The organism is Stutzerimonas frequens, from assembly GCF_024448335.1.
Taxonomy (GTDB): domain Bacteria; phylum Pseudomonadota; class Gammaproteobacteria; order Pseudomonadales; family Pseudomonadaceae; genus Stutzerimonas; species Stutzerimonas frequens.
On record NZ_JAMOHM010000001.1, the window covers coordinates 236070 to 259041 of the forward strand.

The 22972-nt window shown below is 64.8% G+C and carries 24 protein-coding genes; 8 read left to right on the plus strand and 16 right to left on the minus strand.

Translation table 11 applies throughout. From position 1 onward, the window contains the following. Window positions 1-5 precede the first annotated feature (5 nt). The 4 genes from NAO55_RS01105 to NAO55_RS01120 all read right to left on the minus strand — a co-directional run bounded on the left by NAO55_RS01105 (window position 6) and on the right by NAO55_RS01120 (window position 3360). Entirely contained in the window at window positions 6-779 is a 774-nt protein-coding gene (locus NAO55_RS01105; protein ID WP_038663969.1) for a ParA family protein, read from the minus strand. Between the two features lie 87 nt (window positions 780-866). Further along, window positions 867-1661, minus strand: coding sequence for a thymidylate synthase (locus tag NAO55_RS01110; RefSeq protein WP_102839491.1), 795 nt, complete (start codon window positions 1659-1661; stop codon window positions 867-869). A gap of 105 nt (window positions 1662-1766) precedes the next feature. Continuing rightward, window positions 1767-2567 carry a prolipoprotein diacylglyceryl transferase gene (lgt, locus tag NAO55_RS01115; protein WP_102839490.1) on the minus strand — a complete coding sequence of 267 codons (801 nt, stop codon included), beginning with the start codon at window positions 2565-2567 and terminating at the stop codon, window positions 1767-1769. Window positions 2568-2577: 10 nt separating this feature from the next. Further along, window positions 2578-3360, minus strand: a complete 783-nt coding sequence (locus NAO55_RS01120) for a sulfite exporter TauE/SafE family protein (protein WP_102839489.1) — start codon at window positions 3358-3360, stop codon at window positions 2578-2580. 145 nt (window positions 3361-3505) lie between these two features. Between NAO55_RS01120 and NAO55_RS01125 the strand changes: the two genes are divergently transcribed. After that, window positions 3506-4261: an NRDE family protein gene (locus NAO55_RS01125; RefSeq protein ID WP_102839488.1), complete on the plus strand. Its 756-nt coding sequence runs from the start codon at window positions 3506-3508 to the stop codon at window positions 4259-4261. Between the two features lie 21 nt (window positions 4262-4282). On the opposite strand, the gene ptsP is transcribed toward NAO55_RS01125, so the two are convergent. After that, window positions 4283-6556 (minus strand): phosphoenolpyruvate--protein phosphotransferase, encoded by a 2274-nt coding sequence (gene ptsP, locus NAO55_RS01130; protein WP_011911646.1) that lies wholly within the window; start codon window positions 6554-6556, stop codon window positions 4283-4285. Window positions 6557-6581: 25 nt separating this feature from the next. Continuing rightward, a complete protein-coding gene (locus tag NAO55_RS01135; RefSeq protein ID WP_063539684.1) occupies window positions 6582-7061 on the minus strand; it encodes an RNA pyrophosphohydrolase in 480 nt (159 codons plus the stop codon). 184 nt (window positions 7062-7245) lie between these two features. Here NAO55_RS01135 and NAO55_RS01140 point away from each other — a divergent pair, with 184 nt between their 5' ends. Next, a complete protein-coding gene (locus NAO55_RS01140; RefSeq protein WP_102839487.1) occupies window positions 7246-7899 on the plus strand; it encodes a histidinol-phosphatase in 654 nt (217 codons plus the stop codon). A gap of 33 nt (window positions 7900-7932) precedes the next feature. On the opposite strand, the gene NAO55_RS01145 is transcribed toward NAO55_RS01140, so the two are convergent. Continuing rightward, window positions 7933-8361, minus strand: coding sequence for a DUF2269 domain-containing protein (locus NAO55_RS01145; RefSeq protein ID WP_102839486.1), 429 nt, complete (start codon window positions 8359-8361; stop codon window positions 7933-7935). A gap of 20 nt (window positions 8362-8381) precedes the next feature. Beyond that, window positions 8382-9896, minus strand: a complete 1515-nt coding sequence (gene ilvA, locus NAO55_RS01150; RefSeq protein ID WP_102839485.1) for a threonine ammonia-lyase, biosynthetic — start codon at window positions 9894-9896, stop codon at window positions 8382-8384. 166 nt (window positions 9897-10062) lie between these two features. On the opposite strand from ilvA, the gene rpiA reads away from it, so the two are divergent. Then, complete coding sequence (gene rpiA, locus NAO55_RS01155) at window positions 10063-10734, plus strand: ribose-5-phosphate isomerase RpiA (protein ID WP_013981543.1); 672 nt, start codon at window positions 10063-10065, stop codon at window positions 10732-10734. 100 nt (window positions 10735-10834) lie between these two features. Further along, window positions 10835-11182 (plus strand): YegP family protein, encoded by a 348-nt coding sequence (locus NAO55_RS01160; protein WP_102839484.1) that lies wholly within the window; start codon window positions 10835-10837, stop codon window positions 11180-11182. A 34-nt stretch (window positions 11183-11216) separates the two neighbouring features. Here the strand turns inward: NAO55_RS01160 and NAO55_RS01165 are convergent, their stop codons facing one another. The 4 genes from NAO55_RS01165 to NAO55_RS01180 all read right to left on the minus strand — a co-directional run bounded on the left by NAO55_RS01165 (window position 11217) and on the right by NAO55_RS01180 (window position 15268). Further along, window positions 11217-12110: an SdiA-regulated domain-containing protein gene (locus NAO55_RS01165; RefSeq protein WP_102839483.1), complete on the minus strand. Its 894-nt coding sequence runs from the start codon at window positions 12108-12110 to the stop codon at window positions 11217-11219. 78 nt (window positions 12111-12188) lie between these two features. Further along, window positions 12189-13085 (minus strand): SdiA-regulated domain-containing protein, encoded by an 897-nt coding sequence (locus NAO55_RS01170; protein ID WP_102839482.1) that lies wholly within the window; start codon window positions 13083-13085, stop codon window positions 12189-12191. A gap of 95 nt (window positions 13086-13180) precedes the next feature. Then, entirely contained in the window at window positions 13181-13846 is a 666-nt protein-coding gene (locus NAO55_RS01175) for a fumarylacetoacetate hydrolase family protein (RefSeq protein ID WP_102839481.1), read from the minus strand. 27 nt (window positions 13847-13873) lie between these two features. After that, entirely contained in the window at window positions 13874-15268 is a 1395-nt protein-coding gene (locus NAO55_RS01180; protein ID WP_102839480.1) for a D-2-hydroxyglutarate dehydrogenase, read from the minus strand. A gap of 199 nt (window positions 15269-15467) precedes the next feature. On the opposite strand from NAO55_RS01180, the gene serA reads away from it, so the two are divergent. Continuing rightward, a complete protein-coding gene (gene serA, locus NAO55_RS01185) occupies window positions 15468-16697 on the plus strand; it encodes a phosphoglycerate dehydrogenase (protein WP_063539496.1) in 1230 nt (409 codons plus the stop codon). A gap of 87 nt (window positions 16698-16784) precedes the next feature. Here serA and NAO55_RS01190 read toward each other — a convergent pair whose 3' ends face one another. The 4 genes from NAO55_RS01190 to NAO55_RS01205 all read right to left on the minus strand — a co-directional run bounded on the left by NAO55_RS01190 (window position 16785) and on the right by NAO55_RS01205 (window position 20520). Continuing rightward, a complete protein-coding gene (locus NAO55_RS01190) occupies window positions 16785-17081 on the minus strand; it encodes a hypothetical protein (RefSeq protein WP_102839479.1) in 297 nt (98 codons plus the stop codon). A gap of 150 nt (window positions 17082-17231) precedes the next feature. Then, window positions 17232-17558 (minus strand): hypothetical protein, encoded by a 327-nt coding sequence (locus NAO55_RS01195; RefSeq protein ID WP_102839478.1) that lies wholly within the window; start codon window positions 17556-17558, stop codon window positions 17232-17234. Between the two features lie 122 nt (window positions 17559-17680). Beyond that, window positions 17681-18751, minus strand: a complete 1071-nt coding sequence (locus NAO55_RS01200; protein ID WP_102839477.1) for an AI-2E family transporter — start codon at window positions 18749-18751, stop codon at window positions 17681-17683. A gap of 53 nt (window positions 18752-18804) precedes the next feature. Then, window positions 18805-20520 (minus strand): OPT/YSL family transporter, encoded by a 1716-nt coding sequence (locus tag NAO55_RS01205; RefSeq protein WP_102839476.1) that lies wholly within the window; start codon window positions 20518-20520, stop codon window positions 18805-18807. Window positions 20521-20782: 262 nt separating this feature from the next. Here NAO55_RS01205 and NAO55_RS01210 point away from each other — a divergent pair, with 262 nt between their 5' ends. From NAO55_RS01210 to NAO55_RS01220, 3 genes are all read left to right on the plus strand, one after another. Beyond that, entirely contained in the window at window positions 20783-21367 is a 585-nt protein-coding gene (locus tag NAO55_RS01210) for a helix-turn-helix transcriptional regulator (protein WP_102839682.1), read from the plus strand. Window positions 21368-21568: 201 nt separating this feature from the next. After that, complete coding sequence (locus NAO55_RS01215; RefSeq protein WP_102839475.1) at window positions 21569-22051, plus strand: curli production assembly protein CsgB; 483 nt, start codon at window positions 21569-21571, stop codon at window positions 22049-22051. Between the two features lie 18 nt (window positions 22052-22069). Further along, on the plus strand, window positions 22070-22951 hold the full coding sequence (locus NAO55_RS01220) for a hypothetical protein (RefSeq protein ID WP_102839474.1): 882 nt from the start codon (window positions 22070-22072) through the stop codon (window positions 22949-22951). Window positions 22952-22972 lie beyond the last annotated feature (21 nt).

Below are 22972 nucleotides of genomic sequence, written 5' to 3' on the forward strand. Positions count from 1 at the left end.
GCAATTCAGCCGTTCGCTTCGAGCAGGTCGTGCAGCTCAACGAACTGCTGGCTCAGCTTGTGCCGCGGGTCCAGATAGACCAGCGGCATGCAGGCCTGGTGCGACTCGCGCATCTTTACCGAACTCATCAGGTTGACCGGCAGCACCGGCAGTCCTTCGCTCAGCAGCTCGTCGATCATCTGCTGCGGCAGCGCGGCCCGTGGCTGGAATTGATTGACCACGATGCCCTCGACCTCGAGCGCTTCGTTGTGGTCGTCCTTCATGTCTTCGATCTCGTCCAGCAGGCTGTACAGTGCCTGACGGGAAAAGCTGTCGCAGTCGAAGGGGATCAGGCAGCGGTCGGCAGCGATCAGTGCCGACACGGTGTAGAAGTTCAGCGCCGGCGGTGTGTCGAGATAGATACGGTCGTAATCCTCGGCAAGGCCGTCGAGCAATTTTCGCAGTTTGTTGATCTTGTGCTTGGCCTCCAGCTTGGGCTGCAGGTCGGCCAGCTCGGCCGTGGCGCTGATCAGGTGCAGGTTGTCGAAGGCCGTTTCGAGGATCGGCGGACGCGCCTTCTTGCCAGCCGTACCGCCAGCGAGGATCTGCTTGAAGAAGTCGGCGATGCCGGTGGGAATGTCATCGCCGGTCAGCCCAGTCAGGTAGTGCGTGGAGTTGGCCTGGGCGTCCAGGTCCACCAGCAGTGTGCGGTAGCCCTGCGATGCGCTGACCGCAGCCAGATTGCAGGCGATGCTCGACTTGCCGACACCGCCCTTCTGATTGAACACGACCCTGCGCATGACCCGCCTCCCAAGAAATCCTGAGCGGTCGAGTCTATACGGCAAATGTGACAGCCGGGTTATCCGCGACGACAAACCCGACCAAAGTCAGACCGCGACGGGCGCCTTGATGTGCGGGTGCGCCTCGTAGCCGACCAGCTCGAAGTCCTCGAAGCGGAAGGCGAACAGGTCCTTCACCTCCGGATTGAGCTTCATTGTCGGCAGCGGCAGCGGCTCACGGGTCAGCTGCAGGTCGGCCTGCTCCAGGTGATTGGCGTACAGATGGCAGTCGCCGCCGCTCCAGATGAACTCGCCCGGATCAAGGTCGCAGACCTGCGCCACCATCAGCGTCAACAGCGCGTAGCTGGCGATGTTGAACGGCACGCCGAGGAAGATATCGGCCGAGCGCTGGTACAGCTGGCAGCTGAGTTTGCCGTCGGCGACGTAGAACTGGAACAGCGCGTGGCACGGCGGCAGCGCCATCTGCTCGACCAGCGCCGGGTTCCAGGCCGAAACGATCAGCCGGCGCGAATCCGGGTTCTTGCGAATCATCGCCAGCAGGTTCGAAATCTGGTCGATGGATTCACCATTCGGCGCCGGCCAGGAGCGCCACTGGTAGCCGTACACCGGGCCCAGCTCGCCGTTCTCGTCGGCCCATTCGTCCCAGATCGAGACACCGTTTTCCTTCAGGTAGCGGATATTGGTGTCGCCCTGAAGGAACCACAGCAGCTCGTGAATGATGGATTTGAGGTGGCACTTCTTGGTGGTCACCAGCGGGAAGCCTTCGGCCAGGTCGAAGCGCATCTGGTAGCCGAACACGCTGTAGGTGCCGGTGCCGGTACGGTCGCTCTTGAAGGTGCCGTGTTCGCGCACGTGGCGCATCAGGTCGAGGTACTGTTTCATCGATTGACTCGAAGCAGGCGCCGAAGCGCGGTGATAAGGCTGCGCGAATAGTAAAAGGCCTGCGCCCCGCTTGTCGCCCTCATGGCGACAGGCAGGGCAACGGATTCAGGCCGGCGCCCGGCCGGCGTCGCGCCGGTAGGCCCAGGCGATCATCCCGGCGCCGAGCAGCACCATCGGCACGCAGAGCAGCTGGCCCATGGTCAGCCAGCCGAACGCCAGGTAGCCCAGTTGGGCATCCGGCACGCGGACGAACTCGACGATGAAGCGGAAGATGCCGTAGCACACCGCGAACAGTCCGGACACCGCCATGGTCGGCCGCGGCTTGCGCGAGTACAGCCAGAGGATGACGAACAACGCGACGCCTTCCAGGGCGAACTGATAGAGCTGCGACGGGTGCCGCGCCAGTTGTTGCGGGTCGGTCGGGAAGACCATCGCCCAGGGCACATCGGTGGCCTTGCCCCACAGCTCGGCATTGATGAAGTTGCCGATGCGTCCGGCGCCAAGACCAATCGGCACGAACGGCGCGATGAAGTCCATCAGCTCGAAGAAGCTCTTGCCGTTGCGCCGGGCGAAGATCCAGCTGCACAGCAGCACGCCGATCAGGCCACCGTGGAACGACATGCCGCCCTTCCACACCTGCAGGATCAGACTCGGCTGATTGATGTAGGCGGCCAGGTCGTAGAACAGCACGTAACCCAGGCGGCCGCCGACGATCACCCCCATGGCGACCCAGAACACCAGGTCGGACAGTTTGTCCTTCGGCCATTCCGGCGCGAAGCGCTGCACCCGCAGCGAAGCCAGCCACCAGGCGCCGCCGATGCCGATCAGGTACATCAGACCGTACCAGTGAATCTGCAAGGGGCCGATGGATATCGCCACCGGATCGATCTGCGGATAGGGCAGCATCGGTTACTCCTCAAACCAGAAAGTTGATGCCAACGCTCAGCAGCAGCAGAGCGAACAGCCGTTTCAGAACCTTGGCCGACAGCCGGTGCGCCAGCTTCGCACCCAGTCTGGCGAAAAACATGCTGGTTGCCGCGATGCCCAGCAGCGCCGGCAGATAGACGAAACCCAGACTCCAGTCGGGCAGTTGCGTCTCGTGCCAGCCGACCACCATGAAACTTAGCGCCCCGGCGATGGCGATCGGCAGGCCGCACGCCGCGGAAGTCGCCACCGCCTGCTGCATCGGCACGCTGCGCCAGGTCAGATAGGGCACAGACAGCGAGCCGCCGCCGATGCCGAAAATCGCCGAAGCCCAGCCGATCACCACGCCCACCAGCGACAGTTCCGGTCGTCCCGGCACCTGGCCGGTGGCCTTGGGACGCAGGTCGAAGCCCATCTGCACCGCCATCGCCAGGGCGAACACGCCGATGATCTTCTGCAGCATCGGCCCCTGGATCGCCGCCGCGGTCAGGCTGCCCAGCGCCGCGCCGAGCAGGATGCCGAAGGTCATCCAGAGCACCATCGACCAGCGCACCGCGCCCAGGCGATGGTGGGTGAGAATCGAATTGACCGAGGTGAAGACGATGGTCGCCAGCGAGGTTCCGACCGCCAGGTGCGTGAGAATGTCCTGGGAAAAGCCCTGCGCACTGAAGCTGAACACCAGCACTGGCACGATGATCAGCCCGCCACCCACGCCGAACAGACCGGCCAGCACCCCGGCGAAGCCGCCCAGCAGCAGATAAAGCAGAAACTCCATGCGCCCCGTCCCGGCGAAACAAAGCGGCATGGTAGCGAAAATGCCCGGCCGGCGCTTGCTCGCCGACGCGCTGACGCCGGCTACCCATGGCCCTTTCGGCCGCCGCGCCTGTACCCTTGCAGGTCTGCAACCGCGAAGGTGTCCCATGTGCCTGATCGTTTTCGCCTGGCGCCCCGACCACGCCCAGCCGCTGGTGGTGGCCGCCAACCGCGACGAATTCCACGCCCGCCCGAGCCTGCCGCTGGGCTGCTGGGAAGACGCACCCTGGATCATCGGCGGACGTGACCTGCAAGCTGGCGGCACCTGGATGGGCGTCACCGCCCGCGGCCGCTTCGCCGCGCTGACCAATATCCGCGCGCCCGGCCAGGCGATCGGGCCACGTTCGCGCGGCGAGCTGCCGGAACAGTACCTGCGCGGAAACTTGCCGCCAGCCGACTACCTGGCCGAACTGGCCGAGCGCCGCGGCGACTACGCTGGCTTCAACCTGCTGGTCGGCGATCGGCAGACGCTGTGGTATCTGAATTCCCATGATGGTCAGCCACAGGCGTTGCAGGCCGGCGTCTACGGTCTGTCCAACGCCGGGCTGGATACGCCCTGGCCCAAGCTCAGAAAGGCCCGTGCGGCACTGGCCGACGCCCTCGATCAACCGGAGCCGGAGCGCCTGCTGGCACTGCTAGCCGATGCTGAGCCAGCCGCCGAGCATGAGCTGCCGCAGACCGGGGTGCCGCTGGAATGGGAACGGCGGCTGTCGAGCGTCTTCATCGCCAGTCCTGAGTACGGCACTCGCGCCAGTACGGCGCTGATCCGTCATGCAGACGGTTCGCTGGACATCATCGAACGCAGCTTCGGCCCGGCCGGTCCGTTGGGCGAGGTGCGCTACCGCCACCCACCCGCCAGCTGATGGCGCGCGACCGCGGCGGGCTCAGACCGCGGCGGAGGGGTTGATCAGCTTGTTAAGGCCGAGGTTGCGCAACGTCAGCTGCACCGTGCTGTGGATGACCTGCGGGCTGTCCAGCAGCATGACGCGGGCGAGCAGCTGCTGGGCGGTGTCCATGCTGATCTGACGCAGCAGCCATTTCACCTTGGGCAGGTTGGTGGCGTTCATCGACAGGCTGTCGAAGCCCATCGCCAGCAGCAGCATGGCCGCCGCCGGATCGCCAGCCATCTCGCCGCAGATGCTCACCGGCTTGCCCTCCCCATGGGCTTCCTTGACCACCCGCTGCAGCGCCTCGAGCACGGCCGGATGCAGATAGTCGTAGAGATCGGCGACCCGTGGATTGTTGCGGTCCACCGCCAGCAGGTACTGGGTCAGGTCGTTGGAGCCGACCGAGATGAAGTCCACCATGCGCGCCAGCTCGCGGGTCAGGTAGACCGCCGCCGGCACCTCAATCATCACGCCGACCGGCGGCATGATCACGTCCAGCCCCTCGTCGCGCACCTCGCACCAGGCGCGATGGATCAGGTGCAGCGCCTCTTCCAGCTCGCGGATGCCGGAAATCATCGGCAACAGGATGCGCAGGTTATTCAGCCCGGCGCTGGCCTTGAGCATGGCGCGGGTCTGCAGAAGGAAGATCTCGGGATGATCGAGGGTGACGCGAATGCCGCGCCAGCCGAGGAACGGGTTCTCTTCCTTGATCGGGAAGTACGGCAGGCACTTGTCACCGCCGATGTCGAGGCTGCGCATGGTCACCGGCAGCGGATGGAAGGCTTCCAGCTGCTCACGGTAGATGGCCATCTGCTCCTTCTCGCTGGGGAAGCGCTCCTTGATCATGAAGGGCACTTCGGTGCGATACAGCCCCACGCCTTCGGCGCCACGCTCCTGGGCGCGCACCACATCGGCCAGCAATCCGGTATTGACCCACAGCGGAATGCGGTGACCATCGGTGGTTTCGCAGGGCAGCTCGCGCAGTACGTCGAGGCCTTCGGAGAGCTGCCGCTCCTGCTCGGCGAGCACCTCGTACTGCTCGCGCAGCACCTTGCCAGGGTTGGTGATGATCTCGCCGCGGTAGCCGTCGACGATCAGCTCGATGCCGTCGACCTTCGAGTAGGGCAGGTCGACCGCGCCCATCACCGTCGGAATGCCCATGGCACGGGCCAGGATGGCGACGTGGGAGTTGCTTGAGCCCAGCACCGAGACCATCCCCACCAGCTTGCCTTCGGGCACCTCGCCGAGCATGGCCGGCGACAGTTCCTCGCTGACCAGGATGGTCTTGTCCGGATACACCAGAGCCTGCTGGCGTGCCTCCTGCAGATAGGAGAGCAGGCGCCGGCCGATGTCCTTGACGTCCGAGGCGCGCTCGCGCAGGTAGGCATCGTCCATCATCTCGAAACGCCGGACGTGCTCGGTGACCACCTGGCGCAGCGCGCCCTGGGCCCACTGGCCGGTGCGGATGACCTTGGTCACCTCGCCACCGAGGGCGGAGTCGTCGAGCATCATCAGGTAGACGTCGAACAGCGCGCGCTCTTCCTTGCGCATCTGCGTGGCGAGCTTTTCCGACAGGTTGCGCATGTCGGCGCGCACCGCTTCCAGCGCCGCCTCGAACAACGTCAGCTCGGCCTCGATGTTGTCGATGTGCTTGTCTGGCACCACGTCCAGATCGGCCGGCGGCAGCACCACCAGGGCGGTGCCCACCGCGGCGCCCGGGGCGCCGGGAATGCCGATGAAGCGAGTTTCCTGGATGCCCTTGCCCTGGCGGCCGAGGCCGCGGATCGAACCGGTGGCCTCGGCATGGGCGATAACCCCGGCGAGCTGCGCGCTCATGGTCACCAGAAAGGCTTCCTCGCCTTCATCGAACTGGCGGCGCTCCTTCTGCTGGATGACCAGTACGCCCATCACCCGCCGGTGGTGGATGATCGGCGCGCCGAGGAAGGAGGCGTAGCGTTCCTCGCCGGTCTCGGCGAAGTAGCGGTAACGCGGGTGCTCAGAGGCATGTTCGAGGTTGAGCGGCTCTTCGCGGGTGCCCACCAGGCCGACCAGGCCCTCGTTGGGCGCCATGCTGACCTTGCCGATGGCGCGCTTGTTGAGGCCTTCGGTGGCCATCAGGACGAAGCGTTCGGTTTCCGGATCGAGCAGATAGACCGAGCAGACCTGGCTGCCCATGGCCTCCCTGACTCTCAGCACGATGATGCCCAATGCCGCCTTGAGGTCCTTGGCGGCATTCACTTCCTGGACAATCTTGCGCAGCGTGCCGAGCATGCTCAGAGGCTTTCTCCCCGATTTTTCAGTCCCGCACCGGCAACCGCGGCGCGAGTTCTTTGAGTGCGCGACGATAGACTTCGCGCTTGAAGGTGACCACCTGCCCCAGCGGATACCAGTAACTGACCCAGCGCCAGCCATCGAACTCCGGCTTGCCGGTCAGGTCCATGCGCACACGCTCTTCGGCGCTGGTCAGGCGCAGCAGGAACCACTTCTGTTTCTGGCCGATGCACAGCGGTTGGCTGTGCGTACGCACCAGGCGTTGCGGCAGACGATAGCGCAACCAGCCACGGGTGCAGGCGAGGATATTCACATCCTGCTCTTCCAGGCCGATCTCTTCGTTGAGTTCGCGATACAGGGCCTCTTCCGGCGTCTCGCGGGCGTTGATGCCACCCTGCGGGAACTGCCAGGCGTCCTGATTGATCCGCCGGGCCCACAGCACCTGACCGACATCATTGGTCAGGATGATGCCGACATTAGGGCGAAAACCATCGGAATCGATCACGGCATACAACCTCGCAGACGCATGTCGCGGCATTGTTCCACAAAACTGCGACGAGCCGAAAGCGCGGCAAGGCGCCATTCGGCATGCATCTCCGGGCACGCCAGGCGGCCGGTCGAAGCTGCGTCGAGGGCACTCTACCGTTATGCTTGGCGCTGCCCTGACTCCATCTTCGAGGAACTCTTCCGTGCGCCTGGCTCTATTCGATCTCGACAACACCCTGCTGGCCGGTGACAGCGACCACGCCTGGGGCGAATACCTCTGCCAGCGCGGCATCGTCGACGCCAGCCACTACCGTGCGCGCAACGATGCCTTCTATCAGGACTACCTCGCCGGCAATCTCGATGTGCATGCGTACCAGAATTTCTGCCAGGAACTGCTCGGCCGCAGCGAAATGTCGCAGCTGCAGGCGTGGCACGAGGAGTTCATGCGCGACCACATCGAACCCATCGTGTTGAGTAAGGGCGAGGCGCTGGTCCGTCAGCACCTGGATGCCGGCGACAAGGTGGTGATCATCACCGCGACCAACCGTTTCATCACCGGACCGATCGCCGCCCGGCTGGGGGTCGACACCCTGCTGGCGACCGAGTGCGAGATGCGCGACGGCCGCTATACCGGCCGGCTGACCGACATTCCGTGCTTCCAGGAAGGCAAGGTCCAGCGCATCGAGCGCTGGCTGGCCGAGACCGAACAGACCCTGGAAGACAGCTACTTTTACAGCGATTCGCGCAACGACCTGCCGCTGCTGCAACGGGTGACGCATCCGGTGGCGGTGGACCCGGATCCGGTCCTGCGCCAGATTGCCACCGAGCGTGGCTGGCGGATCATCTCGCTGCGCTGAACCCGCTCAGCAGCGATGCCCGGGCCGGTCGAGTCAGACCGGCTTGGCGCCCATCAGGGCGGTGATTGCGATCAGCACCAGCAGTACCAGCACGCCGTAGATGCCGGCATTGCGCGCCGCGGTGGCGTTGCCCGGCGCCTGCCAGGCGGCAAGACGCCCGGCCAACAGCAGGACCAGCGGGATCAGCGCGAGGAACAGCACGGAGCTGGCCAGCAGCCAGAACTGGCCCAGCGGCCATCCGGCCAGATGGGTCATCCACCATCCGGTCAGCGGCAATGACAGGCCGATCACCGCCAACAGCGGCAGGGACAGCCGGTGGGTACGTTGCAACTTGCGCTGCAGCACGGCCTGGTCGCCGCCGCGGGCCGCCTTCCACAGCATCAGCAGGTGCACGATCACACCCAGCAGCAACAGCACTGCGGTGGCGCCGTGCACGATGCGGAGGGTCAGGTAGTGTTCCATTGGCTTTCCTTTATCTGCGCTCAGCCGAGAAACAGCTTGTAGGCGGGATTGTCGCTTTCATCCCAGTAGCGGTAGCCGATCTTGTCCAGAGCCGCCGGCAGCAGATGCCGGTCCTCGGCCGGCACCTGCAGGCCGGCGACCACCCGGCCATCAGCCGCGCCGTGGTTGCGGTAGTGGAACATCGAGATGTTCCAGCGCCCGCCCAGCTTGTTGAGGAAGTTGAACAGCGCGCCGGGCCGCTCCGGGAACTCGAAACGCAGCACCATCTCGTCGCTGACCCCGGCCGCGTGCCCGCCGACCATGTGCCGGGTGTGCAGCTTGGCCAGCTCGTTGTCGGTCAGATCGAGCACCGGGAAGCCCTTGTCGCGCAGGCCCTGCACCAGCGCCGCACGCGGGTCGTTCTCCGGATGGGTCTGCACGCCGACGAAGATGTGCGCCTCGCGGTCGGTGTGGTAGCGGTAGTTGAACTCGGTGATCTGGCGCTTGCCGATCGCCTCGCAAAAGGCCTTGAAGCTGCCGGGCTGCTCGGGAATGGTGACGGCGATGATCGCTTCGCGCTTCTCGCCCAGCTCGGCGCGCTCGGCGACATGGCGCAGGCGGTCGAAATTGACGTTGGCCCCCGAGTCGATGCCCACCAGCACCTGACCGCTGACGCCGTCGCGCTCGACGTACTTCTTGATTCCCGCCACCGCCAGGGCACCGGCCGGCTCGGTGATCGAGCGAGTGTCGTCGTAGATGTCCTTGATCGCCGCGCAGATCTCGTCGGTGCTTACGGTGATCACCTCATCGACGTAATGCTTGCAGACATCAAAGGTATGCTGGCCGATCTGCGCCACGGCCACGCCGTCGGCGAACAGCCCGACCTGCTCGAGCACCACCCGCTCGCCGGCCGCCATGGCTGCCTGCAGGCAGTTGGAGTCGTCCGGCTCGACGCCGATCACGCGGGTCTGCGGATAGAGGTATTTCACGTAGGCGGCGATTCCCGCCACTAGCCCGCCACCGCCCACCGGAACGAAGATCGCATCGATCGGCCCCTGATGCTGGCGGAGGATTTCCATCGCCACGGTGCCCTGTCCGGCGATCACGTCGGGATCGTCGTACGGGTGGATATAGACGTAGCCTTTCTCTTCCACCAGCTTCAGCGAATAGGCCAGCGCCTCGGGGAAGGCATCGCCATGCAGGACCACCTTGCCGCCACGGGCACGCACGCCCTGCACCTTCAGCTCCGGGGTGGTGCGCGGCATGACGATGGTAGCCTTGATCCCCAGCTGCTTGGCCGCCAGCGCGACGCCCTGGGCATGGTTGCCGGCCGACGCGGTGACCACACCGCGCGCCAGTTCCTCGGGCGAAAGCTGCGCCAGCTTGTTGTAGGCGCCACGCACCTTGAAGGAGAACACTGGCTGCAGATCCTCGCGCTTGAGCAGAATCTGGTTGCCGATCCGTTCGGAAAGCTGGCGGGCGGGTTGCAGCGGCGTTTCGACGGCGACGTCATAGACGCGCGAAGTGAGGATCTTCTTGACGTAGTGTTCGAGCATTCTGGCTATCTTGGGCGGGCCTTGCGGGGAACGCCGAGTCTACCCCCGCGAGCGCCCCGGCGACCACCGGCAATCCGCGAAGGCCTCGGCATTGCCGCAGCACACGAGACCGGTCGCCGGCGCGGGGCTATAATCCGCGCTTCGTCTTTCCCGCCCGGATTCCCCCATGACCCAGGACCAGCTCAAGCAGGCCGTCGCCCAGGCCGCTGTCGACCATATCCTTCCCAAGCTCAACGATCGCAGCATCGTTGGCGTCGGTACCGGCTCCACCGCCAACTTCTTCATCGACCTGCTGGCCAAGCACAAGGGCTTCTTCGACGGTGCCGTGGCCAGCTCCGAAGCCACCGCCGAACGTCTCAAGCAGCACGGCATTCCGGTCTACGACCTGAACTCGGTGAGCGAACTGGAGTTCTACGTGGATGGCGCCGACGAGGCGAACAAGCACCTGGAGCTGATCAAGGGCGGCGGTGCGGCACTCACCCGCGAAAAGATCGTCGCGGCGGTGGCCAAGACCTTCATCTGCATCGCCGATGGCAGCAAGCTGGTCGAGCAGCTGGGCGCCTTTCCGCTGCCGGTGGAAGTCATCCCGATGGCGCGCAGCCATGTGGCGCGCGAGCTGGTCAAGCTCGGCGGCGACCCGGTCTACCGCGACGGCGTGGTCACCGACAACGGCAACGTCATCCTCGACGTGCACAACCTGATGATCGGCTTCGCCCCCGAGCTGGAAGGCAAGATCAACAATATCGTCGGCGTGGTCACCAATGGCCTGTTCGCCATGCGCCCGGCCGACCTGCTGCTGCTCGGCACCCAAGACGGCGTGCAGACTCTCAAGCGCTGAGCCTTTCGGGCTAAGCGCAACGGCGCGACGCCCAACTGGCGTCTACGCTTTAGCGTGCGCTGCGACGAGTCCGCCGCAGCTCACCACAGGAGGTGTCGCCATGTCCGGCAAATTCCAGTTGAAGAAATCCAGCAACGGCCAGTTCCACTTCAATCTTCTGGCCAGCAATGGCCAGGTCGTACTGTCCAGCGAGCAATACAAAGCCCATGCCTCGGCGCTCAACGGCATCGATTCGGTACGCAAGAACGCGGTGCGTGAAGGTGCGTTCGAGGTCAAGGAGTCGAGCAACGGCAAGTACTTTTTCGTGCTCAGGGCAACCAACGGGCAGGTCATCGGCCAGAGTCAGATGTATGCCAGCCTGCACAGTGCCGAGCAGGGTTGCGACTCGGTTCGACGCCATGCACCGAACGCCGCGCTGCAGGACGAAAGCGCTTCGGCGGTCGGCTGACCTGCCGCTGGACCAGGTGGCCGGCGAGGCCTAGTCACCTGGTCTTGCGAAACACGTAGAACAGGTTCGGCTCGCTGACCAGATAGAGCGTGCCGTCCGGTCCCATCGCCATCCCCTCCGCCTGCGGCACGTCCCGCTCCAACCCGTGCCGGCCCGCGCTCAGCGAAAGGCTGCTGAGCGGCTGGCCGTCACCATCCAATTCGATCACCAGCCGTGACTCGTCGGACAGCGCCAGCAGATGGCCGGTCTGCTCGTCGTATTGCAGGCTGGAGAGGTCGCGGACGAACAGCCTGGCCTCGTGTTCACCGATATGCACCGACGGGCTCGGTTCGCGGTAAGGAAAGCCGGAAATCTCGTAGATACGTACCGGATCGCGCTCCTTGGCGACGAACAGGCGCTTGCCGGCGGTGTCGTAGGCCAGGCCTTCGAAGCCCTTGTTACCGTTGAGATCGATGCCCAACGAAAGCTGTTGCGCCTGCTCGGCGTCGATGACGCTGGTCTGCTCGTTTACCTCGACACGCAGCAGCCGCTGCAGGCGTTCATCGCTGATCACGTAGACGCCTTCGGAGATGTACTCGATGGCCTCCGGATCGCCGAAGCCGACCATCGGAATGGCGCGCAGCAGATCGCCTTCCAGGCTGAGTTCCAGCCAGTGCGGATCACCATTGGTGACGGCGATCAGGCTGTTGCGATCCGGATCGAAGGTCAGCGCCGACAGGTCATCGTCGATACCGGCGACGACCTTGCCTTGGATCCCGACCCGGTAGTCCGGCAGCCACAACGAGGCGCTGCCGCTCTGCTCGCCCTGCTGCCACTGGGTGAAGTGGAACCAGCCGCGCTCGAACAGACGGTAGTGAACACCGGCCGCCACGGCCAGTAACAGGGCAACGCCGAGCAGCGCAGCCAGAAGGATTTTCAACGCACGCATGACCACCCGCTTTCTTCTAGTTGTTAAATCGCGATTGTGGCGCGCCCGGCTTACACCAGGCTTAATCGGCTCAGCGACTCAGCGCTTGCGGCTGAATACGTAGAAGTGGTTGGGTTCACCGACCACATAGATGTTGCCCTCGCCATCCATCGCCACGCCTTCTGCCTGCTCGATGCCCTGCACTAAGCCGTTGAGCCCGCCGAACAGGCTGATGAAGCTGCGCGGCTTGCCCTGCAGGTCCAGCTCCACCAGCAGCCGCGACTCGTCGGAAAGCATCAGCGTATGGCCGCTGCGCGGGTCGATGGCGACAGAGGAAATGTCGCGTACCAGCAGCGGTTGGCTGGACAGTGCCTGCAGTGCGCCGGGCGCGCCGTCCTCACCCGGAAATGGCAGCTCGAACAGGCCCTGCGGGTCACGTTCCTTGGCCAGCAGCAGGCGCTGCGTACGCGGATTCCAGGCCAGCCCCTCGAAGCCCTTGTTGCCGGCATCGGCGAAGCCAAGGTCGTAACTGGCCAAGTCGTCCAGCTCCAGGGTTTCCACGTCCGGCTGCAGATGGAACACTGCCACCAGCCGGCGACGCTCGTCGACGATCGCCAGACGGCCATCACTCAGCGCTTCCACCGCTTCCGGGTCGGCGAAGCCATTCAGCGCGATCCGGCGTAGCACCACGCCAGCAGGGCTGAACTCGACCAGCTGCTCACCGGTGACCGTGAACAGCGTGCCGCTCAGCGGATTCCAAGTCAGCCCCGAGGTTTCCTCGTCTTCCAGCCCGGCCAGCGTCGTCTCCAGCGCCAATTCGTAGTCCGGCAGCCAGATGCCGGCAGCACGCTGTTCGGCAGTGACCGAACGTTCGCCCCAGTACAGCCGCAGCTGGTCATCCCAGTGCAGCAGGCGGCCTGCGACGAGCAGCGCGACGAACAGCAGCAACAGGACGCCAGCCACGAGCAGGCGCCAACGGGAATAACGAACGGGCATGGAAAGCGTTCCAGCGGAGGGTGCTGGATTACAACACGAGAACGGTTCGCAAAGAAGCGGCAAACGCGGCGGGTGAATCCCGCCGCGTCGATGGATCAGAGCACGCGGCTCTCGAAGCGGGACAGGCCGACCAGCTCCAGCACCAGCTCATCGCCCTGGTTGAGCGGGCCGACACCGGCCGGCGTGCCGGTCAGTACCACGTCGCCCGGCTGCAGGCTGAAATGCCCGGCAATGTGCTGCAGCAGCGGCAGGATGGCATTGAGCATCTGGCTGCTGTTGCCGTCCTGGCGGACTTCGCCATTGATGGTCAGGCGGATGCCGATGTCGCCCAGATCCTCCACCGCGTCGCCCGGCACGAACGGCGCCAGCACGCAGGCACCGTCGAAACTCTTGGCGATCTCCCATGGGTGGCCCTTTTCCTTGAGCCTGGCCTGCACGTCGCGCAGGGTCAGGTCCAGCGCCGGGGCGAAGCCGGAAATGGCATCGCGCACCTCTTCCTCGTTCGGCTTGCGCGACAGCGGCTTGCCGATCAGCACGGCAATTTCCGCCTCGTAGTGCACCGCACCACGATCGCTGGGGATGCTGAAGCCGCCTTCCAGCGGCACGCTGCAGCTGCCGGCCTTGATGAACAGCAGCGGCTCGGTCGGCACCGGGTTGTTCAGTTCCTTGGCGTGCTCGGCATAGTTGCGGCCGATGCAGACCACCTTGCCCAGCGGGTAGTGGATCGGCGTGCCGTCGGTGTAGTGGTGCTGGTAGCTCATCGAGGACTCCTTGGGTCGGTGGGCCACTCAGGCCGCGAAGATCTTGCCGGGGTTCATGATGCCGTTCGGATCGAACACCGCCTTCACCGCTTTCATGTATTCGATTTCGGCCGGCGAGCGGCTGTACTCGAGGTAGTCGCGCTTGGTCATGCCGACGCCGTGTTCGGCGGAGATCGAGCCGTTGTACTTCTGCACGGTCTCGAATACCCACTTGTTCACCGTCGCGCACTTGCCGAAGAACTCGTCCTTGTCCATGGCATCGGGCTTGAGGATATTCAGGTGCAGGTTGCCATCGCCGATATGGCCGAACCAGACGATCTCGAAATCCGGGTAATGCTCGCCGACGATGGCGTCGATTTCCTTGAGGAAGGCCGGCACCTTGGCGATGGTCACCGAGATGTCGTTCTTGTACGGCGTCCAGTGGCTGATGGTCTCGGAGATGTACTCGCGCAGCTTCCACAGATTCTGCAGCTGCTGCTCGCTCTGGCTTATCACGCCATCGAGCACCCAGCCCTGCTCGACGCAATGCTCGAAGGTCGCCAGTGCCTGGTCGGCACGCTCGTCGGTGGTGGCCTCGAATTCCAGCAGTGCATAGAACGGGCAGTCGGTTTCGAACGGCGCCGGCACGTCGCCGCGACCGAGCACCTTGGCCAGCGCCTTGTCGGAGAAGAACTCGAAGGCAGTGAGGTCCAGTTTGTCCTGGAAGGCGTGCAGCACCGGCATGATCGACTCGAAATCCGGGGTGCCCAGCACCAGCGCGGTGAGGTTGGTCGGCTGGCGCTCCAGGCGCATGGTCGCCTCGACGACGAAGCCCAGGGTGCCCTCGGCGCCGATGAACAGCTGGCGCAGGTCGTAGCCGGTGGCGTTCTTGATCAGGTCCTTGTTCAGCTCCAGCAGATCGCCCTTGCCGGTCACGACCTTCATGCCGGCGACCCAGTTGCGGGTCATGCCGTAGCGGATCACCTTGATGCCACCGGCGTTGGTGCCAATGTTGCCGCCGATCTGGCTGGAGCCGGCGGAGGCGAAGTCCACCGGGTAGTACAGGCCCTTGTCCTCGGCGAACTGCTGCAGCTGGGCGGTGACCACGCCGGGCTGGCAGACGGCGGTGCGATCCATCTCGTTGAATTCGAGAATCTGGTTCATATAGTCGAAGGACACCACCACCTCGCCATTGGCCGCCACTGCCGCTGCGGACAGCCCGGTGCGACCGCCCGAGGGCACCAGCGCGACCTTGCGCTCATTGGCCCAGCGCACGATGGCCTGGACCTGCTCGATGCTCTTGGGAAAGACGATGGCCGAGGGTGCCGGAGCGAAATGCTTGGTCCAGTCCTTGCCGTAGGCATTCAGCGAATCGGCGTCGGTCAGCACTTTGCCGGGCTCGACCAGGGTTTTCAGCTCATCGATCAGGGCGGGGTCGGTCATCACGGGAACTCTCATACGATTCATGGTCACCCTGAGCACGCTTCAGCACAGGGGTGGGGGTGTTTCGAGGGGCTCGTATGCTAGCATACGCACCCCTTTGAAACGTGCCTCGGCAGACTCCCGACACCGCTAATGACGGGTCGGCCAGCCTTCGCTGGACACTTCAGTCCTATCCTTCGGCCTTAAGGTTTTAATACAGATGAGCCAGACCTCTCTCGACAAGAGCAAGATCAAGTTCCTTCTTCTCGAAGGCGTGCACCAGAACGCTGTCGACACCCTGAAGGCGGCCGGCTATACCAACATCGAGTACCTCAAGACCGCGCTGTCCGGCGATGAGCTGAAGGAAAAGATCGCCGACGCCCATTTCATCGGCATCCGCTCGCGCACCCAGCTGACCGAGGAAGTCTTCGACGCGGCCAAGAAACTGATCGCCGTCGGCTGCTTCTGCATCGGCACCAACCAGGTCGATCTCAACGCCGCTCGCGAGCGCGGCATCGCGGTATTCAACGCGCCCTACTCCAATACCCGTTCGGTAGCCGAACTGGTGCTGGCCGAGGCTATCCTGCTGCTGCGCGGCATCCCCGAGAAGAACGCCTCCTGCCATCGCGGCGGCTGGATCAAGTCGGCGGCCAACTCCTTCGAGATCCGCGGCAAGAAGCTGGGCATCATCGGCTACGGCTCCATCGGTACGCAGTTGTCGGTACTGGCCGAAGCGCTGGGTATGCAGGTCTTCTTCTATGACGTGGTGACCAAGCTGCCGCTGGGCAACGCCACCCAGATCGGCTCGCTGTACGAGCTGCTGGGCATGTGCGACATCGTCTCGCTGCACGTTCCGGAGCTGCCGTCCACCCAGTGGATGATCGGCGAGAAGGAAATCCGCGCCATGAAGAAGGGCGGCATCCTGATCAACGCTGCCCGCGGCACCGTGGTCGAGCTGGATCACCTGGCCGCCGCGATCAAGGACGAGCACCTGATCGGCGCCGCCATCGACGTGTTCCCGGTCGAACCCAGGTCCAACGACGAGGAGTTCGAAAGCCCGCTGCGCGGCCTGGATCGCGTGATCCTGACCCCGCACATCGGTGGCTCGACTGCCGAAGCACAGGCCAACATCGGCCTGGAAGTCGCCGAGAAGCTGGTCAAGTACAGCGACAACGGCACCTCGGTGTCCTCGGTCAACTTCCCGGAAGTCGCCCTGCCGTCGCACCCGGGCAAGCACCGCCTGCTGCACATCCACCAGAACATTCCGGGCGTGATGAGCGAGATCAACAAGGTCTTCGCCGACAACGGCATCAACATCTGCGGCCAGTTCCTGCAGACCAACGAGAAGGTCGGTTACGTCGTCATCGACGTCGACAAGGAATACTCCGACCTGGCGCTGGAGAAGCTGCAGCACGTCAACGGCACCATCCGCAGCCGCGTGCTGTTCTGATTCGCTGACGTGGTGCACTGAACTAAAAGGGAGGCTTCGGCCTCCCTTTTTCGTTGCTGCGACTTCCGTCCGGCGCACCGCGACGGACTAGCTGCGCAGCGCACGCGGGGCCGCGGCATCCTCATCGGTGCCGGGCTGCTCGTCCGCCGGATCGAGCTGGGGTGGAACATCGGTTTCGATCGGCGCCTGACGCGGCTGCAGCACGGGAGTTTGATCGCGCTGGGGTCGCTGCCTCGGCTGCTCCATCGAATCGTCACGCGGCGCGCTGTTGTCCAGCGGGTGCTGGCGCGCCTTGTCCGGCTGGGTGGGGCCGGTGCCATCGGCCATGGCGCCGACAGCGAACGCCAGCGAAAGCAGCAGCATGCCGTCACGCAGAATACTCATCGTCGCACCTCCGAGCGTCTCTATAACGCTTTCGGCATACCCACGCCGCCAAGGTTTCAGCGGCGCCGCGACTGTCGGTCGGGCGGTCGCAGGCCAGACATAAAACGACCCGGCAAGGGAGCGCCTTGCCAGGTCGTCGTATTGCCGGGATCAGTAGGCGCCGCGTGCACCGCCCTCGCCGCCGGTACCGGTCGTGCCCTGCTTACCGGACGCACCATCGCCCCCAGAACCGACGCCGGTGCCGTGATCGCTGCCGTGTGTGGTCGCCGGGCGCTCAGTCTCGTCCGGCATTTTGCCGGTATCGGAGGTCGAATCCATGCCGTTGCCCGTGCCACCCATGGTTCCAGGCTGCTCGGTACTATGTCCCTTCGAATCGCGGTGGCCGGTATCGGCGCCGGTGCCGGTGTTGTCAGCCGCGAATGCCGCGCCGGAAAGCAGTCCCGCCAGGGTGAGTGCCGCGATCTTGTGCATGTTCATGATTCGTCTCCTGCCATCGTTCTGTGGGTACACAGATTCCGGCAGCAGGGCCGGCCAGGGGTTTCCTCGGCCGCCTTTACAAAACATGAACTCCCCGCGCAGGCGGCAGCGCAGAGCGGACGCTAGGAGGAACCGTTGGTCAGCTGCTCGCGGTCACCGAGCAGATCCTCGACATACAGCATGCGCACCAGCACCATGCCGACCGCCGCCAACGGCGTCGCCAGCAGCAACCCCAAGGTGCCGGCAAGCAGGCCGAACAGCAGCTGCACGCCGATGGTCAGTGCCGGCGGCACCGAGACGATGCGCTGCTGCATCCAGGGCGTGAACACATAGCTTTCCAGCGCCTGGACGAACAGATAGAGCGCGGCAACATAGAGCACCGTGCGGCCGCCCTCCAGCGAGGCCAGCAGCAGTGCCGGAATCACCGCCAACACCGGACCGATGTTGGGAATGAACGACAGCAGCCCGGCGATCAGCCCGAGCACCAGGGCCAGTTCGATGCCCAGCAGCCAGAGACCGAGGGTGGTCAGCACGCCGATCAACAGCATCTCTAGCAGCTTGGCCAGCAGCCAGGCGCGCAGCGTCGCCCCGCTCTCGTCGAGCACCTCGGCGGCGCGCGGGCGATAGCTCAGCGGCACCAGCTTGAGCAGGCCGCAGACATAGATCGGCGGGTTGATGGCGAGGCAAACACCGATGGCGAAGGCAATCACGAAGCTGCTCAGCGCCCCGGCCACCGAGCCCATCACCTTGCTCACCACACTGAAGGCACTGGAGCCGTCGGGCAGGGAGTCCTCGATGCGTTCACGCTGCTGCAATAACTCATTGGTCCAGGGCAGTTGCTGCGCTCGCTCACGCAGCCGCTCGACGGCCTCCGGCAGTGAATCGGACAACGCATCGGCCTGCTCGGCAATACTCGGCGCCACCAGCCAGCCTGCACCTCCCAGGCCGAGCAGCGTGACGACAAAGAACAGGCCCATGGACGCCTTGTAGGACAGCGGCGTGCGGCAGCCCAGCCATTGGCTCACGCCATGGATCAGCACACCGAAGAGAATGGATGCGAACAGCAGCAGCAGGAAATCGAACGCCAGCCAGGCGACGATGCACAGCAGTACCACGGTCGCGAGCACGGCCGCCTGAACCATGGCGCGGTTGGCGACCTGCTTGTTGTCGTCTGCTGACGTTGGTTCGGACATACCTCTCCCCTTGCTGGCTACAAGGGGTACGACAGGCTGTGCGGCAGAATGATTCAGCTCAGCAACTGCCAGAGCGATGCACCGACGCCCGCCATGCTTTCGCCCGCCACCAGCCCCGCGGCAGCAACGATCACGAAACGCTCGCCGAGGCTGCGCCAGCGCGAGACGAAACACCAGGCCAGCACGGCGCCAAAGGTCATCATCAGCGAGATCGACGCCGGGATGATGAAAGCCAGACCGAGCGCCGCGGAGCTGGGTAGCCAATGCACACGACGCTCCGGCAGCAAGGCTTCCAGAGCCCCGAGCGTCACGCCACAGAGCGCACCGACCAGCATCGCCCAGCGCACGTCGAGCGGCAGTGCGCCGAGCCCACCGGTCAGTGCCTCGGCCACGGCCTTCCAGGTAGCGACCGCCGGCGCGGGCCATTCCGGCGTGATCAGCATGCTCTGCGGATCGGGGATCAACAGCTGATAGGCCAGCACCCCGACCACACTGCCGAGCAGGATGCCCAGACACTGCGCCACGGCCTGACGGCCAGGTGCCGCGCCGATGGCGTGCCCGACCTTGAAGTCGTTGAGCAGATCGGTGCACTGCCCGGCGGCGCCGCCGGCGGTATTGGCGCTCATCAGGTTCACCGGCACCTGGCCGGGGGCGAACACACCAAAACCCAGCTGCGACAGCTGGCCGATGGCACCAATCGGCGGAATGCCGGTGGCGCCGACCACCCGAGCCGCGACTGTCGCCAGCAGCAGCGCCAGCGGAATCGACAGCAGCGCCAGGCCGGGATGAATGCCGAACAGGCCTATCTGCAGCATCACCACCAGCACCACCGCAAGCCCGAGGCCGACAGCCGGCCACAGCGCCACTCGCGGCAGGCGCCAGTCGCCGCGTTTCGCCATGGCGCGCGGGCGCAGCAGGCGTACGCCTAGAGAAGTCAGGGTGGCACAGACCATCAGGCTGACGCCGGGCCACAGCAACCATTCGATCAGTACCGCGAACTGCGGGCCGTCGGCCGCCGCCGGCAACCGCACCAGGCCCTCGGCCAGCAGCCAGGGAGCCAACAGCCCCCACGCCAGCAGGGCGCCGAGCAGCAACGAGAGCCCAACGCGCAAACCGATGATGCCGCCGAAGCCGACCAGCAACAGCGACGGCTCGAACGTGAAGGTCAGCCGCTCCAGATGCGTCGAGGGCGCCCAGCGCGGCAGCATCCAGACAAAGGTATCCATCAGCTTGACCGCTGCCGACAACAGTGCCGCACCGCCCAGCACCCACAATCGGCGTCCGGCCTCGGCCCCATGGCTGAAAATCTGTTGCAGCGTCGCCAGTGTCGCCATGCCCTCGGGAAAGCGCAGGCCCGCGCTGACGATCAGCGACGGCCGCAGGTACCAGGCCACCCATACGCCGAGAAAGCTCACCGAGAACACCCAGGCCATCAGCGCCGGGCTGCCCAGCTGCTGGCCAGTGAGCAGCGTGTACGCCGGAATCGGTGCCACCAGCCCACCGGAGATGATCGAGGCGCAGGACGAGGCCGTGGTCTGGGTGATGTTGCTCTCCAGCAGCGTCCAGCGTGGGCGGCCGAAGGTCGACGCAACGCTCTGCCAGAAGGCGAAGCCAACCAGCAGCGCGATGACCGACATATTGAACGACCAGCCGATCTTGAGCCCGGAATAGACGTTCGATGGCGTCAGCAGTGCGCCAAGCAGCAACCCTGTCAGCAGGGCACGAGCCGTGAGTTCGCGAGATGAAACGGCAACGGGGATGTCAGTCATGCAGCTACCTTAGCAGCCGTTCCGTGCAAAAACGCGCGACGCTCCCGGCCACGCGTCCCTCGCTCGGCCAGGTTGCGCACCTGCTGGCCGGATAGTGCCCGTTCGCCATCGCTCGGCTGAACTTCGCTGCAAGGTGCTGGTCGTTTAGTAGCTTTTTAAACGATTACGCCCGACTGACTAGGTACCGAACATGGACGCGGATCTTACGCGGGGCAACACCTCCCCAACCGTCACGCTGTTAACCGGCAATGAATTGCTCGGCTTGTTCTTCCGCCACTTCCTCGGCGAGCAGGCCCAGGTCGAGGTGGCCCTGGCCAGCCTGGAATCACCGGAGAATCGCGGCGCCGACCTGTTTCTTGTCGATGCCGGCCACAGCGAAGCCGAACAGATTTCCAGCCTCATCGATCAGCTCGACGAGCACACCCCCGTCGCGCTGGTGAACATCGTGCCAGAGCAGGCCGAACAGCTGGTCGAGAAGCATCCGGTCATCCGTGGAGTGTTCTACAGCCACGCGACACGCGAACACCTGCTCGAAGGCATCCGCGTGCTGCTGCAGGGCGGCGACTGGCTGCCACGCATTCTCACCGAGCGCCTGCTTGGCCAATGGCGACGCATGCGCCAGCTTGCCGAAAGCAAGTCCAGCCTGACCCTGCGCGAGCGCGAGATCCTCACGCTCGCCGGCAAGGGCCTGTCCAACGCCGAGATCGCCGAGCAGCTGTGCTTGAGCCCTCACACGATCAAGAGCCATATCCACAACCTGCTGCGCAAGATCGGCGCCTCCAACCGCGCCGAAGCCGCCTATCTGCTGCGCAGCCGTCTGGACTGGGACAAGTCCTGCAGCGCCTGAACGTCGGAGTCCCGGTAGCGCCGCGGCGACGGGCGGCCTATCGGGTGCGCCGTGCGGGCCAAGCGCTCAAGCACGGCGCGCGCAGTGCCAGGCATTAATCCTTGGCCGCCATCGCGCGCCGTGCCTTTACATCGTTCGATGGATGTTCAGCCTCGCCCGCTGCGTTAAAGAATCGCACCCACTGCCATCAGGTACACGCCCATGTCCCGTTGCGTCCCAGCCACTGCCAAGCGCCTGATCGCCCTCGTTGCCGGCCTGATCTGCTCACCGCTGATGGCAGCCGACCTGCTGGATAACGGTGACCTCGCACCGGGAGGCATCGCCGGGCCTGCCACTGCCATCCAGCTGACCGACGCGCGGGCGGCCTACATCCAGCAGATTGGCCAAAGCAATCTCGCCGAGCTGTCCCAGAACGGACAGGCATTGAATGCATGGGTGCTACAGCAAGGCGGCGACCAGGAAGCGTTCATCCTGCAGAACGGCGACAACCTGCTGGCGATCATCGAGCAGGTCGGCCAGGGCAACTACGCCGCCATCCGCCAGTCCGGCAGTGACAACCAGGCCAGCATCAGCCAATACGGCGCGTACAACGACGCGCGCATCGAACAGACCGGCAATGGCCTGCGCAGCGCGGTGACGCAATACGGCGTCGGTCAACAGATCAATATCGTGCAGGGCCGCTGAAAGGCCACGGAGAACCAGATGATCAAGCCCGCGGCAATCGCCACCCTGCTCGCCTTCAGCACGTCACAGGCGCTGGCGGAGAACAGCATCGAACTCGAGCAGCGCGGAACCGACAACGTCGCCGAGTTGCAGCAGACCGGCCTGGTTGAATCCAGCGCGATCGAGGTCAGCCAGGACGGCAACCTGAATGTCGCCGCGATCACCCAGGTCGGCGATGCCTACTTCAAGGTGGCCAACCTCCAGCAGGTCGGCAATGCCAACGTCGCCACCATCGAGCAGACCGGACGCACCAGTACCCTGAACGCCAGCAGTATCGGCAACCGCAACCGGATCAGCGCTAGCCAGACGAGCTTCGTCACGGCGCAGGTCGAGCAGCGTGGCGACGACAACGTGCTGACCTTTCGCCAGGAGGGCTATTACGAAGGCTCGCGGCTGAACGTCTCGCAGGATGGCACAGGCAACCTCGCGGACATCTACCAGGGCGACGGCAACCGCATGAACCTCGCCCAGTCGGGCGGCTACAACTTGGCCGAGATCCGGCAGAACGACTACCACAACGAGCTGGATTTCAGCCAGAACGGCACGAGCAACCGGCTCACGGTCGATCAGAACGGTTTCGGCGGCCGCATCAGCGGTTCGTCCACAGGTAGCGGCAACAGCGTCGATATCGCGCAAAGCTTCATGTCCAACAACGCATCGGTCATCCAGAACGGCAACGACAACCTGGCGAGCATCGAGCAGGGCAACTTCGGCCACCAGGCCAGCATCACCCAGCTGGGCAATGCCAACGAGGCGCGGATCACCCAGAGCATGCCGGTGCAGGACTACACGCGCCTGCCGGCCAGCGCGACGATCATCCAGAACGGCAGCGGCAATACCGCGAGCATCGTTCAGCAGTAATGTGGCAACCGAGCCGAGGAC

What these genes read in the sequence shown, in the direction of transcription:
- NAO55_RS01205 (WP_102839476.1), bottom strand. Translation starts at nt 20,520, where the DNA reads ATGACTGACATCCCCGTTGCCGTTTCATCTCGCGAACTCACGGCTCGT.
- NAO55_RS01145 (WP_102839486.1), bottom strand. Translation starts at nt 8,361, where the DNA reads ATGGAACACTACCTGACCCTCCGCATCGTGCACGGCGCCACCGCAGTG.
- NAO55_RS01190 (WP_102839479.1), bottom strand. Translation starts at nt 17,081, where the DNA reads ATGAGTATTCTGCGTGACGGCATGCTGCTGCTTTCGCTGGCGTTCGCT.
- NAO55_RS01180 (WP_102839480.1), bottom strand. Translation starts at nt 15,268, where the DNA reads ATGACCGACCCCGCCCTGATCGATGAGCTGAAAACCCTGGTCGAGCCC.
- lgt (WP_102839490.1), bottom strand. Translation starts at nt 2,567, where the DNA reads ATGCTGCCCTATCCGCAGATCGATCCGGTGGCGATATCCATCGGCCCC.
- NAO55_RS01120 (WP_102839489.1), bottom strand. Translation starts at nt 3,360, where the DNA reads ATGGAGTTTCTGCTTTATCTGCTGCTGGGCGGCTTCGCCGGGGTGCTG.
- serA (WP_063539496.1), top strand. Translation starts at nt 15,468, where the DNA reads ATGAGCCAGACCTCTCTCGACAAGAGCAAGATCAAGTTCCTTCTTCTC.
- NAO55_RS01110 (WP_102839491.1), bottom strand. Translation starts at nt 1,661, where the DNA reads ATGAAACAGTACCTCGACCTGATGCGCCACGTGCGCGAACACGGCACC.
- NAO55_RS01125 (WP_102839488.1), top strand. Translation starts at nt 3,506, where the DNA reads ATGTGCCTGATCGTTTTCGCCTGGCGCCCCGACCACGCCCAGCCGCTG.
- rpiA (WP_013981543.1), top strand. Translation starts at nt 10,063, where the DNA reads ATGACCCAGGACCAGCTCAAGCAGGCCGTCGCCCAGGCCGCTGTCGAC.
- NAO55_RS01215 (WP_102839475.1), top strand. Translation starts at nt 21,569, where the DNA reads ATGTCCCGTTGCGTCCCAGCCACTGCCAAGCGCCTGATCGCCCTCGTT.
- NAO55_RS01220 (WP_102839474.1), top strand. Translation starts at nt 22,070, where the DNA reads ATGATCAAGCCCGCGGCAATCGCCACCCTGCTCGCCTTCAGCACGTCA.
- NAO55_RS01105 (WP_038663969.1), bottom strand. Translation starts at nt 779, where the DNA reads ATGCGCAGGGTCGTGTTCAATCAGAAGGGCGGTGTCGGCAAGTCGAGC.
- NAO55_RS01200 (WP_102839477.1), bottom strand. Translation starts at nt 18,751, where the DNA reads ATGTCCGAACCAACGTCAGCAGACGACAACAAGCAGGTCGCCAACCGC.
- ptsP (WP_011911646.1), bottom strand. Translation starts at nt 6,556, where the DNA reads ATGCTCGGCACGCTGCGCAAGATTGTCCAGGAAGTGAATGCCGCCAAG.
- NAO55_RS01195 (WP_102839478.1), bottom strand. Translation starts at nt 17,558, where the DNA reads ATGAACATGCACAAGATCGCGGCACTCACCCTGGCGGGACTGCTTTCC.
- NAO55_RS01165 (WP_102839483.1), bottom strand. Translation starts at nt 12,110, where the DNA reads ATGCGTGCGTTGAAAATCCTTCTGGCTGCGCTGCTCGGCGTTGCCCTG.
- NAO55_RS01170 (WP_102839482.1), bottom strand. Translation starts at nt 13,085, where the DNA reads ATGCCCGTTCGTTATTCCCGTTGGCGCCTGCTCGTGGCTGGCGTCCTG.
- NAO55_RS01160 (WP_102839484.1), top strand. Translation starts at nt 10,835, where the DNA reads ATGTCCGGCAAATTCCAGTTGAAGAAATCCAGCAACGGCCAGTTCCAC.
- NAO55_RS01175 (WP_102839481.1), bottom strand. Translation starts at nt 13,846, where the DNA reads ATGAGCTACCAGCACCACTACACCGACGGCACGCCGATCCACTACCCG.
- ilvA (WP_102839485.1), bottom strand. Translation starts at nt 9,896, where the DNA reads ATGCTCGAACACTACGTCAAGAAGATCCTCACTTCGCGCGTCTATGAC.